Consider the following 17,327-nt stretch of genomic DNA (forward strand, 5'->3'; position numbering starts at 1 on the left):
CCCCCGACTTTTTTATCATTATAATGAAAGCACTGTGACAACGTTTTTTATTATGACTCATTACGTTAACAGTTTGAGGGGGATTTCCAATGTTAGAAAAACAAATTATTGATTCATTCGTATCCATTGTTGGCGAAGATAATGTAGATACATCCAATATGGGGCGTTTAACGTATAGTTATGATGCCACTCCAAACTTCCAAGCAATGCCTGATGCAGTCATTGCTCCTCGTAATACAAATGAAGTAGCTGAAGTATTAAAAGTATGTAACACTCACAAAATCCCTGTATATGTTCGTGGGTCTGGAACAAATCTTTGCGCAGGGACATGTCCACTTGAAGGCGGTATCGTCCTTATCTTCCGCCATATGAATAACATTTTAGAAATTGATGAAGAAAATTTAACAATTACTGTACAAGCTGGTGTTATTACGCTTGATATTATTAAAGCAGTAGAAGAAAAAGGTTTATTTTATCCACCAGATCCAAGCTCAATGAAAATTTCTACAATTGGCGGTAACATTAATGAAAACTCGGGTGGATTACGTGGATTAAAATATGGCGTAACACGTGATTATGTGATGGGGCTTGAACTTGTCTTACCAAATGGTGATATGATTCGCACTGGTGGTAAATTAGCAAAAGATGTAGCTGGTTACGATTTAACTCGTTTATTTATCGGTTCTGAAGGAACACTTGGCGTCGTAACAGAAGCAATATTAAAACTTGTTCCTATGCCTGAAACGAAGAAAACGATGCTTGCACTATATGAAGATATTAATGAAGCTGCACGTGCTGTTTCTTCTATTATTGCAAATAAAATCATTCCAGCGACACTTGAGTTTTTAGACCAGCCGACAATTGAAGTAGTAGAAGAGTTTGCTCAAATCGGTTTACCAACTGACGTAAAAGCAATTTTATTAATTGAACAAGACGGTCCACCTGAAGTTGTTAATCGAGATATTGAAAAAATGGCTAACGTTTGTCGTTCCATGAATGCAGTTGATGTTCGCGTCGCAAAAGATGAAGCGGAAGCAGATGCGCTTCGAACAGCTCGCCGTAGTGCACTGTCAGCACTGGCAAGATTAAAACCTACTACAATATTAGAAGATGCAACGGTACCACGCTCACAGATTGCTCCGATGGTTGAAGCTATTAATGCCATTGCCAAAAAATATAATATTCCTATTTGTACGTTTGGCCATGCTGGCGATGGCAACCTACACCCAACTTGTATGACAGATGCTCGCAACGAAGAAGAAATGCACCGAGCTGAACAAGCTTTTGCTGAAATATTTGCGAAAGCAATTGAACTTGGTGGCACGATTACTGGTGAACATGGTGTTGGTGCGATGAAGGCTCCGTATTTAGAAATGAAGTTAGGTAAAGAAGGTATTGCTGCTATGCAAGGAATTAAACAAGCCTTCGATCCAAATAACATTATGAATCCAGGAAAGATGTTCGCGAAGGACACTCGTAAAAGAGTGGTGGTTGAGCGATGACAACATTAAATAAAGAAAACATTCAAAAGGAATTTAAAGAACGATTAAGTGAAGATGAACTACTAAACTGTATGCGATGCGGTTTCTGCTTACCAACTTGCCCTACTTACATTCAATCTGGATATAAAGAATCACATTCCCCGCGTGGACGTATCGCATTAATGAAAGCGGTCGTTGACGGCTTAATTGAGCCAGATGAAGATGTTGAAAACACATTAAATGTTTGCCTCGGCTGCCGTGCTTGTGAACCTGTTTGTCCATCTGGTGTGAATTATGGACATTTATTAGAAGAAGCTCGTGATATTATAAATCAAAACAAAAAGTTTTCAATGCCAGTGAGAGCTGTTCGTAAAGTCGTTTTTGAAGGACTTTTCCCGCATCAAAATCGAATGAGAACATTAACAGGATTAATCGGATTTTACCAACGTTCCGGTTTACAAACGCTAACACATAAAACAGGGATTATGAAGTTATTCCCTGAAACACTTGCAACAATGGATCTCGTTTTGCCTAAGGTCCCTAAAATGAAAGCAATGAAAGATCGCCCTGAATTTTTACCTGCTGAAAGTACGAAGAAGAAACAAGTTGCATTCTTCACAGGTTGTTTAATGGATACAATGTTTTTAGAAACAAATAACGCAACGATGAAACTACTTCAGTTAGCTGGTTGTGATATCGTTATTCCGAAAACACAAAGTTGCTGCGGGGCATTACATGGACATGCTGGTGAGAAAAATGGGGCAAAGGAATTAGCAAAACGCAATATAAAAGCATTCGAAGATTTAAACATCAACTATATTATTACGAATGCTGGTGGTTGCGGAGCTTACCTCGTAGACTACGATTACTTGTTAAAAGATGATCCACAGTGGGCTGAACGTGCAAAGCAGTTCGTTTCTAAAATTAAAGATATTACTGCTATTCTAGTAGAACTAGATTTCCATAAACGTAATGACTTACGAGTCACGCCGCAAGTTATTACGTATCAAGACTCTTGTCACTTACGCAATGTTATGCGAACATCTTCAGAACCTCGTATGTTACTAGAAGCAATTCAAGGCGCAACATACCGCGAAATGAAAGATGCAGATCGCTGCTGTGGTTCTGCTGGTATTTATAACATTGTTCATTCAGAACTATCTATGGAATTTCTAGATTACAAAATGGACCGTGTGCATGAAACAGAAGCAGCAACCATTGTTACTGCAAATCCAGGTTGTTTATTACAAATGAAATTAGGCATTGAACGAGAAGGTCTTTCTCATAAAATGAGAGGAATTCACATCGTTGATTTATTATTAGAAGCAATTGAAACCAACTCGTAATAACTCGTAACATACGTAATAATAGGAAAACGGCTATCTCCTTCGTCTATGTAATGAGATAGCCGCTTTTTTGTCCGCTACAACATTAAAAATATGTTACTTTATTATAAAAAAGAACAACAGAAACATTACAGTTTTGTAAAAATCAATCCAGTATATTCCTCAAAAAAACGCTCAAACCATTGATACAATAGGATTCTTCATTTTCAATATAGGTACATTTATCCAAAAAACGCGTCTTATAACCAAGTATAAAAATGCTGAAAATTCCTTTTATACTCTATGTTTCTCTTATTTTTCCCCTTTTCCCCTCTTAGGATAAATTAGGTAAATTTTAAGTCTATGAATTTTTTTCCATCTTTTTTCTCACAAAATCTATGCTACGATGAATTTGTCAGTCAGACAGGCTGTCAAAAACAAATCGTGTGAAAACAAATTAAAACTTTATATAGGGGGACACACATCATGAAAAAGCGTGTTTTATTATCTGTAGCTGCTGCAACGGCTCTTACTTTAGGAGTATCTTCTCTAGATGCACAAGCTGCAACAGTACAACCATCTAACATAAAGGTTCAAAATATTCAGCATTCAAAAGTGATGATGAAGCAAATGAGCCAACAAGAATTACAAGCATTCTTACAATCTATGGGCGTTGAGTCATTAGCACAATGGCAACAAGGAAACTTCCAACCAAATTGCATTATTCCTGGTCAACAACCTACTGAAAATGTTGTAACTGAGCAACCGACAGCTAAGCCAGAAACTCAAAAGCCTGCTGAGCAAAAACCTGCCGAGCAAAAGCCTGCTGAAGAAGTTCAAAAACCAGAAGCTCAAAAGCCTGCTGAAAACAATAATACGCAAAAACCGGCTGAACAAAAACCAGCTGGGCAAAAGCCTGCTGAAGAAGCAAAATCTTTAAGCGAGTTCGAACAACGTGTTGTTGAATTAACAAACGCTGAGCGTGCAAAACAAGGTTTACCAGCTTTAAAAATCGACACTGAATTAAGCAAAGTAGCACGCATTAAATCTGAAGATATGCAAAAAAATAACTACTTTGATCATAACAGCCCTACATACGGGTCTCCGTTTGACATGATGAAGAAATTTGGTATTTCTTATACATCTGCAGGTGAAAACATCGCCCAAGGCCAACGTACACCTGAAGAAGTAGTACAAGCTTGGATGAACAGTGCTGGACACCGTGCAAACATCTTAAATAATGGATTCACTCACATCGGTGTTGGCTATGTAGAAAGCGGCAACTACTGGACACAACAATTTATTACGAAGTAAATAGATTAAAAGAGTCTTCTCATAATGAGAAGACTCTTTTTTACGTTTCATAACTTTCTATTATGTATGAGTATAAAGCGTAGAACATAAACAAAATAGAACCACCACTTATTACGCTAAGTAACACATAAAATCCCCATTTCAAGTTCAAAAACAATGAAAACAATATACTACATGCCATCACTTGAAAAATCCGTCTACTCACTAAACGGATCTTTTTTAATTTGATTGGGTCTTTTTCCGTACTCTGAACTTTTTTAAACGCCTTACTAAGCATAAAAAGAAACATACTAATCCCTATTGTTAGTCCTGTTTGAAAGGATATCATGCTTCCAAAATTAATAAAGAGAATGAGCATATGGATAAACAACATAAATAAAGTAATCGTCTTTAGAAATCCACTTATAATGACATGCTCGTCTTCATTAAACTTATATATATTATGTGAAATAATATACATCAATCCATGTAAGAAAATAATAAGACAAGGAATAAGTGCTATAACAACTTGTTTACTCATAAACTCGTTTGGCCGACCATTTACATCCCAATGTACCGCCATATGCTCTTGTAAATATGGATAGAGACATAGAGTAACTAAAAGACAAGCGAAAAATATTCCTAGTATATATTTATATTTGATCAAGTGATTCTCACCCCTCTTTTCTCTTAACGGCTTCGCTTCTTTTAGAGAAATTCCTGCAAAAATCTACTTTTCTCAACTTTAAACTTACACTTTACGCATTTACTCTTTGAAATTCTTTCATTGTGTCATTTAATTTTGTAGGAAATGGTACATCCACTTCAATCTCTTCTTTCGTAATTGGATGTAAAAAGTTTATCTTCATCGCATGTAACGCTTGCCTAGACATATATTTCGTTCCTCCACCATATAAAACATCCCCAACTAACGGATTACCATTATAGCTCATATGAACACGAATTTGATGGGTTCTACCAGTTTCTAATTGTAACGTTACAAGCGTAACATTTTGTTTTCTAAAATACTTCTCTACTTTATAATATGTAATTGCTTGATCTCCCTTTGGAGAAACACGTCGTCTCGTCGCATGATGGCGATCTCTTCCGATAGCCGCATCAATTGTTCCTTGCTTTTTTTTCACCTTGCCTTCTACAAGAGCTGCATATGTTCTTTTAATTTTTCGTTCCATTAATAAACGATCCATAATTGCACCAGCAATTCTATGCTTCGCAAACACGACACCACCTGTCGTATCTTTATCTAACCGATGAATATGACGAACCTTCGTCTCTAAACCTTGCATTTGAAAATGAAAGGCAACAAGGTTTGCAAGTGTTCCCATCCCGCCTTTTTCAGAAGGATGCGTATCCATCTTCTCAGGCTTATTTACAATGAGTACATGATCGTCTTCATATACTACATGTAATTCACCATATTCAGGCTCTACATCGTATTCTTCCTCCATAAACATATGAACTTGCAACTTATCGCCTTCTTTTAAAAGCTCATTCCATCTTCTCTGTTCCCCATTAACGGTAACACCTTTTTCCATACGAAGCTGATGTAACAACTTTTTCGGTATTTCCCATTCTATTTTTAATAACGACTCAATGCTTATACCATTCCATTTCGCTGGCACAGTCATTTCGCACCATTCGCCCTTCTTCTTCGTTTCCATACTGTATCACCTTATTTCTATTGATTCTCTCATTGTAACGGAAAATACACTTTGATGCACCGTCAAAAATAGAGGACAGTCTTATAATAGACTGCCCCTCATGCTCTACGCCTTCTCATTTCCTGCAACACTTCTTCCGCTTTTTGTTCATATGATAAATCTTTAAAGAAATCCGCCAACCTCTTATAATCGTTATACGTATCTAATAAGTCATCCATCTTTTCTACTTTCATCACTTGTTGTTTTTGCTTCATTTTTACCGGATAACGATAGCCCGATACTTCTTGTATTTTGTAATACTCATCCTCTACTTGAATGACCTTTACAAGTTCCTCTTCTTCCGCATCCATCGTATACCCATCAAAATCTCTAAGCAATTCATAAATAATATGAGTCCATTCATCTTTTGGATAAAATCCTTTTTCTAACCGATAACCGACAATGCGATACATATGCCCATCGTTTTCTGCAAACTGTACTGTATCATTTAGCTTAAATTTAAAATAACGAAACATTGCCTTCACCTACTTATATGTAATGTTCTTATCACATACTATTTGCAAAATGTAGGTCTTGCTATTCATAAAAAAATACTCATCTATAAGATGAGTATTTTTTACGATGATTTTTCTTTTTTCTTTCGAAATGGTAACCACCAGTTCCAGTCTCCAAACAATTTCATTAAACTTGGTACGAGCATAAGACGAATAATTGTTGCATCAAGAAATATCGCTAATGCAACGCCAAGCCCCATTTGTCGTACTGGTAAAATATCAGTAAAAGCAAACGCACCAGTTACAACAATCATAATTAATGCAGCTGATGTAATAATTCTACTTGTTGAAACAAGTCCTTCTAACGTCGCCTGATCGTTATCCCCTGTTTCTTCATACAGTTCATGGATACGCGAAATAAGAAAGACTTCATAATCCATGCTAAGCCCAAAGACGAGGCCGAAAATGAAGATTGGTAAAACAAATAGAACTGGACTTGCTTCTAAACCAAAATGACCACCTTCGAATAACCAAACAACAATTCCAATTGTTGCGCTTAAACTAAGTATATTCATAATAATCGCCTTAATTGGAATGAGTATAGATCGAAATGCAAATAATAATATAACAAAAGTCGATCCAAATATAACAGACATACCAATTGCAACTTTATCTTTAATTTCATCTTCTAACTCTTGTTGGAACGTCGTCATTCCGCCTAGATAATATGTAACGTTCGTTTCTTTATAATTTTGTTTAAAATCACGCACCCACTGTTTCGCAATTTCTGTACGTGGTTTTGTATGTAAAAAGACTTCGATTGTTGTCTTATTTCCTTTCGTATACGATTCAAATACCGGAGCTATTTTAGCAGCTTCTGGCGACTGTAACATCCCCGCAACTTGCTCTGATTTCATTCCATTTAAACTGTCGTATAAACTTCTTACTTCATATACTTTCTTATCATCTTTTAACTTTTGAACGACTTCTTCTACCTTTTGTAAACTTTCTTTTTCTTTCATATCTTTTTTCGTCTCTACCACTAACGTAACATCAGCATGTGTTTTTGCAGTTTTATTAAATGCCTCTTCGTACTTCTCATATGCAATTCTTGTATCACTTTGTTTAGGTAAAGCTTCTACGTCAGGGAACTGTAAATTAGCTGTACGTAATGGTAATAAACAAATCACAATAAATGTTGTAACAACAATAATCATCGCAATTGGATGTTTCATTACAAATTGTGCAAATGTACGCCATGCCTTTGCCGGCGTATGTGCTACTTGATTCTTTTTTAATATTCGTTTACCAATTAATGATAATAACGCTGGAAGAAGTGTGAGCGAGAATACAATACTCATAATCACAACAATCATTCCACTAATTGCGACAGACTGAATATAATCGATTTTAAAGAAAAACAAACCGGATAGGCCAACGAATACACATAATCCTGAAAATACGATTGCCCGCCCTGCTGTCTGATATGTAATTGCTATTGCTTCTTTTACCGTTCGCTTTGCAACTTCCTCTCGAAAACGATTTACAAATAATAGCGCAAAATCAATAGATAACGCAAGTCCGATCATCGGTGCAACATTTAGCACAAAGATAGATAGTTCCTTATCACTACCTATAAAATATAATATGCCCATCGTACTAATAACACTAAGTGCCCCATTTACAATTGGTAAAATAGATGCCAAAAGGCTACCGAATGAAAATAGTAATACGAGAAATGCAATTGGTAACCCAATCACCTCTGCCACTTTTAAATCATTTTGCGTTCTTTCATTAATCTCTTTATTAATTTTCGGAAACCCTGTAGGTGTTACTTTTAATGCTGTATTACTTTCCTTTTCAATTTTATCAGCAAATTGTAATGTCTTTTCCATTCGTTCTTTATTGGTTTTCCCGGAAAATAAAATTGTCGCATAGCCGATATCATCTTGTAACATTTCTTTATTTTGCACTGGATGATGGAAAGATTCATATGTCTCTTTCTCTTGAACATTCTTTACAATTTCCTCTAACTGCTTTTTAAATTCCTCATGTGAAACACCTTTATTTTTTTCAAAAACGAGTAGGAGCGTATCTTGAGACCTCTTAAAATCTTTATCTAAAATTTCTTTCGTTTTTTGATAGTCCCCTTCTGTTTGGAAACCGTCACCACCTAATACTCCCGGTAGCTTTGGAGCGAAAATACCGAGCGCTATCGCAACCAATAGTAATGCTACTATTACTGTATAACGAAACTGATACAAAAAAGCTCCTAATTTTCCCCACTTATCTACTTTATGTACATTTGTTTTCACACATTTTCACCTACTTTACATCATTCAATTGTTACTTATAATGTATCACATCTTCATGCAAACAAAAAACGTCTGGAAACACTATAATGATAGTTTTTCCAGACGTCTTTTTATCTCTCTTTATTAAGTCCCAATCTCTCGGTAAGTAAACGATGGCAATAAATCGCCATAATTAACAAAATACCACCTACGCAATAACCTGCTAAAATATCAGTTGGATAATGTACATTTAAAATAACTCTACTTAATCCAATCGATACGATTACTATTCCCATGAAAAGCGTTATCACATATTTTCCGGTCACACTCTTCAAATTTGCCACAATGATATAAGTAAGAAATCCAAATGTCATAATAGATAACATTGCATGCCCACTAGGGAAACTATATCCAAGCGCATCCAACGTTTCATTTAACGACGGACGATCCCTTTTCATAATTTCTTTTATCCCTTTATTCACAAGATGTGTTGTTAAAATGCCCATTGGATATACAATCATCGCAGCATAATAACGTTTTCTCCAAAAAACAAGTAAACTTATAATAAGCACAGTTACAATCCCAATGGCAGAACCTAATTTTGTATAGTGTGAGAAAAATGTAAGCGAACTTTCTGTTTGTAACCCTTTTACTACCCCTCGGACATATGTATCCATCACTGTAACGCCGCCAGCATGTACTCGCCAAGCAACAATGCCAAATACAGCAAATAATAAACCGATACACATTACCTCATATTGATGCAACTTCTTCAAACGATTTCCTCCTACTATGAAAAAATGCGATTTCTACTGTAGAAACCGCATTTTCTTACTTATTTACCTTTTGTTTTTAACTCTGTCCAGTAACGGTCGTAGTCTTTTAGCTTATCGTCTACATCAACAAGCCATTCTGTACGATCTAATTCTTCTTTCGTTAAGAAGATCATGTGGTTATCACGATATTCTTTACTATGAAGAGGGTGAGCTTTTTCATTTGGATTACTGTATCCAATTGACTCGTAGTTTTTCACACTTACTTTTTCATCTAATAAGTAGTTCATAAACTTCTCTGCAAGCTCTTTGTTTTTTGCACCTTTTGGAATTGCTAACGTATCAGCCCAAATTGTGCCGCCTTCTTTTGGTACAACGTACTCTACATCTTTATTATCTTTTGCGATAAATGCTGCATCCCCAGACCAAACTGTTCCGATCCAAGCATCTTCTGTAATGAATTTTTGTTTAATATTATCTGTATCAAATGCTAATAAGTTTGGAAGTAGCTTCTGTAAATCAGTTGCTGCTGTCTTTAACTGTGCATCGTCTTTCGTGCTGTTTGAGAATCCATGCTTCTTAAGACCCATTCCTAACACTTCACGAGAATCATTTAATAAAGTTACATGCCCTTTATATTTCTCATTCCATAAGTCAGCCCAGCTTGTAGGTGCTTCCTTCACATACTTTTTATTGTATGCAATACCTGTTACGCCCCAAGTATATACTAAAGAATATTTATTCTCTGGATCAAACGCAGGTGTTTTGAAATTAGAAACCATGTTTTCGATATTTGGGATATTCTTTTTATCTAACGGCGCTAATAAATCCATTTTCGCCATCGTTTTAACCATATAATCCGACGGCTGAATTAAATCATACTTAGCGCCACCTGCTTGTAATTTCGCAAGCATTTCTTCATTACTTGCATACTTATCATAGTTAATTTTCACGTTATATTTCTTTTCAAAATCTCTTAGCACTTGCTCATCAAAATTGTCAGCCCAGCTATAAATGTTTAACTCTTCTTTTTTTTCACCACAACCAGCAAGTACACCAGCAACAAGGCTAAAGCTAATTGCTGCGCCGGCTAATCTTTTCATTAATTTCATCGGTTTTATTACCTCCTCGTACTTTCTATATCGTTCGTATTATAAAGGAAGGTGTCCTCCAGAGTTTTCTTCACCATCTGCACCTTTGTTACGGAAGATTTCAGATAGAACCATTAATCCTACGATAGCCACAATTAAAATTGTAGAAAGTGCATTAATTTCTGGTGATACTCCGCGCTTAACCATACTGTAAATGTATAATGGCAATGTTGTTGATCCTGGTCCTGATACGAAGAAACTAATTACAAAATCATCAATTGATAATGTGAATGTTAATAATGCAGCCGAAATAACTCCAGGTGCAATCGCTGGGAACGTTACAAAACGAAATGTTTGCCACGGCGTTGCTCCTAAATCATTCGCAGCCTCTTCTAAATCACGTCCCATACCAGAAAGACGTGCTGCTAAAATAACGACAACAAATGAAATGCTAAAAGTAATGTGTGCAATAATAATTGTTGTTTTACCAAGCTCCATACCTAATTGACTAAATAAAATAAGTAAAGATAATCCCATTAAAATATCAGGAATTAAAATTGGTAAATACACAAGACCGTTAATGGCCCCTTCATAACGATATTTATAACGATGTAATGCAATTGCGAAAATCACACCAAGAACAGTCGTTACAATCGTCGTTACGATCGCAATCGTCATACTATTTACAAATGCATCAATAACATCTTGTTTTTGAAATAAATCTGTATACCAATGGAATGTGAACCCTTCCCATTCCGCATTAATGCGAGAATCATTGAAGGAATATACCATTAAAACCATCATTGGAAAATACAAGAACAATAAAATTAACCAAGAATAAGAAACTAAAAACTTCTTCATTTTTGCCTATTCCCCTCCGTTCCCATCATATTTATATACTTTCGTTGCACGATAATATAAGTAAATTAACAGAACAGAGAATAGAACAACAATCATAGATAACGCAGATCCAAACGGCCAATCACGCGCTCCTAAGAATTGATTTTGAATTACGTTTCCGATTAATGCTACTTTCGATCCACCCATAACGTCTGATACAACAAACATTCCGATAGAAGAAACAAACACTAAAATAGAACCGGTAGCAATCCCTGACATCGTCATTGGTACTGTAACATTCCAAAATGCTTTTACTGGTGTTGCTCCTAAATCATAAGCTGCTTCTAGCTTACGCTTATCAAGCTGCTCAATCGCTGCATACACTGGTAAAATCATAAATGGTAATAAAGAATATACCATTCCGAGTATTACAGAAGGTGTATTATATAGTAAATTTAAAGGCTCACTAATAATACCTAGCTTCAATAGCAATGTGTTTACAAGACCTTGTGAACGTAAAATAACAATCCATGCGTAAGAACGAACAAGGAAGTTAATCCAAAACGGGATCGTTGCCAATAATAAAAGAATGGAACGATATTTACGATCAACAATTGTAATTGTATATGCAAATGGATAACCGATCAGTAAACATATTACTGTCGTAATAACCGCAATTTTCACTGTTTCCCATAACGTCCCCATATATAATGGGTCAAATACACGTGCTATGTTCTCTAATGTAAATTGCATTTCCACTGTCCCATATGCTCCGCGCTGCATGAAGGCAAATGCCAATACAAACAGAAGGGGAATTAGGAAGAATATTAACAGCCACGCGACTGTAGGTAGTGCGAGTAATTTCCCTTTTTTCAATTTAAGGTCACCTCGTCCTCTTGCTCCCAGCCTACGTATACATTATCTCCAATGCTCCACTGCGCTGCTTCTTCAGCAGTTTGATATGCCATTAGTAATTCTGATGTTTTCTCATCACGTACATAAAGCTTTTCCATATTTCCAACAAACTCAATGTCTTCAATATGTCCAAGGTGGTATTCTTTTAAAATCTGCTCTTCAACCGAACGCACTTTTACATTTTCAGGGCGAATTGCTACATAGCCTTCCCCGTTTTTCACAATATTATTTTCACCGATAAATGTCGCAACGAACAACGTTTTCGGCTTATTATAAATTTCTTTCGGCGTTCCGATTTGTTCAATATGGCCTTTATTCATAACAACGATACGATCACTCATGCTCATCGCTTCTTCTTGGTCGTGCGTTACGTATATGAACGTAATTCCTAAATTACGTTGTAAGTTTTTCAATTCACGTTGCAAGTCTTTTCTTAACTTAAAGTCTAATGCTCCAAGTGGCTCGTCTAGTAATAATACACGCGGGTTATTTACAATCGCTCTCGCAATTGCTACACGCTGCTGCTGTCCACCAGAAAGCTTTGCAGGTTTACGATTACGGAACTCAAGTAACTGCGTTAAACGCATTGCCTCTTCAGCACGCTCTTTCTGCTCTGCTGCCGATACTTTCTGCATTTTCATACCGAAACAAATATTTTTCTCCACATTCATATGTGGGAATAACGCATAGTGTTGAAACACTAAGTTCATATGACGCTTATATGGTGGTAAATCGTTAATCTTTTCATCATCTAACAAAAGATTCCCTTTAGTTGGCGTTTCAAACCCTGCGATCATACGAAGTAACGTCGTTTTCCCGCAACCACTCGGCCCTAAAATCGTTAAAAATTCCCCTTCTTTAATATCTAAAGAAAGCGGTGGGATAATCACTTGATTTCCAAAATGTTTTTCTACTGCTTCAACTTTAATAATCTTTTTCATTTTCCCGTCCTATCTACCTCAAATTTAAATTTTTATATTCATGAATACATATTTATGTTCTATAGACTATTTTTTGTTTCGATCCAAACAAAAATGGTTATTTAGCAAGCGTTCACTTCTATTCTTTATGTAGTATGTTTGATTCATTTTCGCATGATACATAATGTCGAACAGAAAAACCCCTTCCATTGCGAAGGGGCTTTTATCATACGGCTACGCCTACTGATAAACACCATCATCATTTTAACAACTTTCGTATGAATTTTAAAGCACTTTTTGTAGAAGAGTAGCGAATTTTCATATCGAATGCCGTAGATTGGGCTAAAATGCTTTTATAATGTGAAAAAGTCCGAAAACTTTCTTCCCCATGATAACTCCCTAATCCACTACTTCCAACGCCACCAAAAGGTAAATATGGCGTTGCAAGATGATAGACGACATCATTAATACAGCCTCCGCCATATGAAATATTACTCGTCACTTTCTTTTGTACCTCTTTATCTTCAGAAAATACATATAACGCTAACGGCTTCGGATGTTGCTGGATTGTGCCAATTACATCTTCTATATTGTCATACTCTATGATTGGTAAAATCGGACCAAAAATTTCATCTTCCATAACGGAACTTTTCCATGTAACATTAGTTAACACTGTTGGTTCTATATGTAAAGTCTCTTTTTTATAGTTCCCGCCAATTACAGTTTTCCCATCTTTCAAAAACGTACATAAACGTTCAAAATGACGCTCACTCACAATTCTTACATAATTATCATTGTGCAGTGGCTCTTTTCCATACTGCTCCTCAATTTCATGTCGCAACGCTTCAATTAACTGTTCTTTCACGGAAGCATGCACATACATATAATCAGGCGCTACACACGTTTGCCCTGCATTTAAAAACTTTCCCCACACAATCCTTCTTGCCGTTACATCTACTTTCGCATCTTTATGTACAATACATGGACTTTTCCCGCCAAGTTCTAACGTAAGCGGCGTCAACTGTTTTGCTGCTGCTTCCATGACAACTTTCCCAACGCCCACACTACCTGTGAAGAAAATATAATCAAATGGTTCTTTCAGCAAAGCTGTACTCTCTTCAACGCCGCCTTCTACTACCGCTACAAGCTCTTCTTGGAATAAATCCTCTAACATCCTTGTAATCACTTTGGAAACGTTTGGCGTTAACTCCGACGGTTTTAAAACGATTGTATTTCCAGCTGCTAGAGCTCCTACAAGCGGTGCAATTGCTAATTGAAACGGATAGTTCCACGGTGCAATAATAAGTATCACACCGTACGGTTCAGGCACTACTTTCCCCTTTGATCCAAAATGAGTGAGCGCTGTTCGAACACGCTTCGGTTTACTCCACGATGAAATATGCTTCAATTGAAAAGAGATTTCTTTTAATACATATCCCACTTCCGTTGTAAATGACTCATGAACTGACTTATTTAAATCTAATTTTAACGCCTGAAATATTTCTTCTTCAAAACGCTGAATGCCTTCATAAAGCTTCTTCAAATTATTCTTTCTCACTTCTACACTTCTCGTATGGCCATTATAAAAATATTCCTTTTGTTTATTTACAATAGAAGAAACACTCATTCATTCACCTTCTCCCACTATTTTTATCCAATTCTTTCATTATTTATATAGACTTCATATATAATAAATTTCTATTCGTAAAGTTACATTATATATAATTTCTTTTTGTATATAAAATTCATTGCTCACAAAAAAACTACCGAAAGAAAATCTCTCGGTAGTTTTACTGTATTAACGATATAAACGAACAGCACCTGCAGAATTATCATCAGCTTGTCCTACTACTTCAAACTTCAGGCCAAGATTCGGTAAAATACGTCCTGCATCTGGAATCTGTTGATTAATATATGTTTTTGAATCATCAAACTTCGGTACACCCGCTAAGCCATCATACGTAAATGTTCCACGCGTTGGAGATACAACTTTCCAAGCTGGTGTTTTGTCGAATGAGAACGCCGCATCAGCAATTTGGAATCGTGTACTACTCTTAACTGTCGGTTTACCATTTAAAGTTCCTACAATTGCTTCTGGGTGAGAATCAACTACGCCAAGGAAACCGTGTCCTGGATGTACGCCAACCCAGTTATCTGTGTAAGCTGAATCCGCATACCATACAACCATACCAGTGTTAAATACTGGACCGCGTGCAAATTTCAATGCGTTATCTGCACCAGCATAGTTTCTCCACTCTACATAATAGTTATGTTTTTTCTTCTCAGTTCCGTTAGATACAACGAAGCCGTCTAATTTTAATTGTGGTGTCCCTTCTGCATCATCAGAGAATACTACTTTACCATCTACTGTTAATGAAGCATTATCAAGCGCAAATCCATTTAATGCTAAACCACCATCAGTAATGTAATCAAATGTTAATTTTACTTTCTTACCTTTGAATTGGCTTAAATCATATGATTTATCAATCCATTTTCCATTTGTCGAATCTGCATTTCCACTATTAGCTTTCTCACCAAGTCTTTCAATTAACGTTTGTTGACCATCTTCTGTTACAGCATGTACTTCAAGGAAGTCATACTCTGCTTCGATTTCATATAATGATTTGAAATCAAATTTTGCAGTAGTTGCATTCGTTAAATCGAACAGTGGTGTTTCCATCTTCGTATGAAGATCGTCACCTTTTGTGCTGTAGTAATACTGTTTTCCAAATGCAGGATCAATTGTTTTTACATCTTTATCAGGTAAGTTAACACGAATCATACCTGGGCGGTTAGATTTCGTAACACTTTGGTCTAAATATGTCGCTAAACCGATACCTTTATTTAATTTCTCGTAATCTACTTCTACGATATTTGCCCAGTTACCACCGATTGTTTTTTGGAAAAACTCTTTATTTTGCGGTGAGAAACTCGTTGGCGTTGTTCCTGCAATTTTACCAGCCCAGCTTCCGCCACTCATAACAGACCAAGCTTCAATTGGCTCACCTTGACCGCTATATTGTGTATCGTACTCATCCGGAAGGCCTAAATCATGACCATATTCATGTGCGAATACACCAACCGCTCCATCTTCTGGTTCAATTGTGTAGTCAAATGCTGCAATCTTTCCGCCCCAATATGGAACTTTTGCTTGCGTGCCTTCAATTGGGAATGGCTTTGGTCCAACAGTCCAGCGATGTGACCAGATTGCATCATCACCTAATTTACCACCACCTGCTTCTTGTCCAACACCCGCATGAATAATCATTAAGTGATCGATTAAACCGTCCGGTTGATTTTGATTTCCATCACCATTTACATCGTATTGATCGAACTGGTCAAACTCTGATAAATCAATGCCGCTATCTACAGCTGCTTTTAATGCATCTTTTACTAAATCACGAGGTCCTTTTGGCCCTTTATTATCATGACCACCGCTCGCAGCATCTGCACCGTAATCAGCAGCTTTACCAGGAACTGTTAACCATTTTGTAACTGTTCCGTCTACTGTATAACTACCGCCAGATTGCTCTTCATAATATTGTTTAAACGTTTCGATTTTACTTCCGTCATCTAATGTGAATGGCTCATTACCGAATAACATTTTTTCATAATGTTCTTTGTTAAAGTCTTCCGAATACATATAACCAGGTTCTTTATCGATATTGTTATGTTTAAAGTCAGCGTACTCTACAAGTAAAACGAGTACTTTATCTTTACGAACATCACCGTTATATTCTTTTCCCTTTGCTGGAGATGTTGGTACTTTACCATTTAGACCACCTTTAACTGGTCCTGTCGCTGCTGGTGTTCCTGTTGCAGGTTTGTCTAACTTTTCTTTCGTATCTGCTTTCGCATCTTTCACTTTCTTTATAAAGTCAGATGCTTCTTTCGTAAGTGGATCCCCATTTGATACTTCTTTCCCAGGATTTTCACCCTTTTTGTTCTCTACGTATTTTTCGACAGCTTTCTTTGTTTCTGTCTCTGAAGCCTTCGAATCAATTACCCCGCGTTTTTTTAGCGCATCTGCTAAACGTTCTTCCGGAATTAAATGATCATCAACTGGGCTCGTAGCTGTCTTATTAACAGGTGTTTCAGCATATGCAGACTGACCACCTGCTCCGAATGAAAGACCTAATACAGCTGTCAAAGCGATCGATGATAAAACTTTGAACGGTTTCTTGTTCATCCCTTATTTCCTCCCCTAATAAATAATATG

The 17,327-nt window shown here is 36.5% G+C and carries 14 protein-coding genes; 3 read left to right on the plus strand and 11 right to left on the minus strand.

The genetic code is table 11. The features are described 5' to 3' along the window. The first annotated feature begins 89 nt into the window (after window positions 1-89). The 3 genes from glcD (at window position 90) to PDQ33_RS01565 (ending at window position 4,120) form a co-directional block, all read left to right on the plus strand. Window positions 90-1,502: a glycolate oxidase subunit GlcD gene (gene glcD / locus PDQ33_RS01555; protein ID WP_000890742.1), complete on the plus strand. Its 1,413-nt coding sequence runs from the start codon at window positions 90-92 to the stop codon at window positions 1,500-1,502. Further along, window positions 1,499-2,827 (plus strand): (Fe-S)-binding protein, encoded by a 1,329-nt coding sequence (locus PDQ33_RS01560; protein WP_270754513.1) that lies wholly within the window; start codon window positions 1,499-1,501, stop codon window positions 2,825-2,827. The genes glcD and PDQ33_RS01560 overlap by 4 nt, the downstream gene beginning before the upstream one ends. Before the next feature lie 465 nt (window positions 2,828-3,292). Further along, a complete protein-coding gene (locus PDQ33_RS01565; protein WP_270754511.1) occupies window positions 3,293-4,120 on the plus strand; it encodes a CAP domain-containing protein in 828 nt (275 codons plus the stop codon). Between the two features lie 40 nt (window positions 4,121-4,160). Here the strand turns inward: PDQ33_RS01565 and PDQ33_RS01570 are convergent, their stop codons facing one another. The 11 genes from PDQ33_RS01570 to inhA1 all read right to left on the minus strand — a co-directional run bounded on the left by PDQ33_RS01570 (window position 4,161) and on the right by inhA1 (window position 17,297). Beyond that, window positions 4,161-4,766: a DUF1648 domain-containing protein gene (locus tag PDQ33_RS01570; RefSeq protein WP_048557212.1), complete on the minus strand. Its 606-nt coding sequence runs from the start codon at window positions 4,764-4,766 to the stop codon at window positions 4,161-4,163. 91 nt (window positions 4,767-4,857) lie between these two features. After that, complete coding sequence (locus PDQ33_RS01575) at window positions 4,858-5,781, minus strand: RluA family pseudouridine synthase (protein WP_000448363.1); 924 nt, start codon at window positions 5,779-5,781, stop codon at window positions 4,858-4,860. A 98-nt stretch (window positions 5,782-5,879) separates the two neighbouring features. Then, window positions 5,880-6,296, minus strand: coding sequence for a hypothetical protein (locus PDQ33_RS01580; RefSeq protein ID WP_000490297.1), 417 nt, complete (start codon window positions 6,294-6,296; stop codon window positions 5,880-5,882). 101 nt (window positions 6,297-6,397) lie between these two features. Further along, a complete protein-coding gene (locus PDQ33_RS01585) occupies window positions 6,398-8,590 on the minus strand; it encodes an MMPL family transporter (RefSeq protein ID WP_270754509.1) in 2,193 nt (730 codons plus the stop codon). A gap of 110 nt (window positions 8,591-8,700) precedes the next feature. Continuing rightward, a complete protein-coding gene (locus tag PDQ33_RS01590) occupies window positions 8,701-9,318 on the minus strand; it encodes a phosphatase PAP2 family protein (protein ID WP_002027288.1) in 618 nt (205 codons plus the stop codon). Between the two features lie 86 nt (window positions 9,319-9,404). Further along, window positions 9,405-10,454: a spermidine/putrescine ABC transporter substrate-binding protein PotD gene (gene potD / locus PDQ33_RS01595; protein ID WP_000772498.1), complete on the minus strand. Its 1,050-nt coding sequence runs from the start codon at window positions 10,452-10,454 to the stop codon at window positions 9,405-9,407. Between the two features lie 39 nt (window positions 10,455-10,493). Beyond that, window positions 10,494-11,294 carry a spermidine/putrescine ABC transporter permease PotC gene (potC, locus tag PDQ33_RS01600; protein ID WP_000714198.1) on the minus strand — a complete coding sequence of 267 codons (801 nt, stop codon included), beginning with the start codon at window positions 11,292-11,294 and terminating at the stop codon, window positions 10,494-10,496. Between the two features lie 6 nt (window positions 11,295-11,300). After that, window positions 11,301-12,149 (minus strand): spermidine/putrescine ABC transporter permease PotB, encoded by an 849-nt coding sequence (gene potB, locus PDQ33_RS01605; RefSeq protein ID WP_000715494.1) that lies wholly within the window; start codon window positions 12,147-12,149, stop codon window positions 11,301-11,303. Then, window positions 12,146-13,129, minus strand: a complete 984-nt coding sequence (potA, locus tag PDQ33_RS01610) for a spermidine/putrescine ABC transporter ATP-binding protein PotA (protein ID WP_061131186.1) — start codon at window positions 13,127-13,129, stop codon at window positions 12,146-12,148. The genes potB and potA overlap by 4 nt, the downstream gene beginning before the upstream one ends. 238 nt (window positions 13,130-13,367) lie before the next feature. After that, window positions 13,368-14,735, minus strand: coding sequence for an aldehyde dehydrogenase (locus PDQ33_RS01615; RefSeq protein WP_061131185.1), 1,368 nt, complete (start codon window positions 14,733-14,735; stop codon window positions 13,368-13,370). Between the two features lie 171 nt (window positions 14,736-14,906). Next, window positions 14,907-17,297: a M6 family metalloprotease immune inhibitor InhA1 gene (gene inhA1, locus PDQ33_RS01620; RefSeq protein ID WP_061131184.1), complete on the minus strand. Its 2,391-nt coding sequence runs from the start codon at window positions 17,295-17,297 to the stop codon at window positions 14,907-14,909. Window positions 17,298-17,327 lie beyond the last annotated feature (30 nt).

Source organism: Bacillus cereus group sp. Bc031 (assembly GCF_027716265.1).
GTDB classification, from domain to species: Bacteria; Bacillota; Bacilli; order Bacillales; family Bacillaceae_G; genus Bacillus_A; species Bacillus_A paranthracis.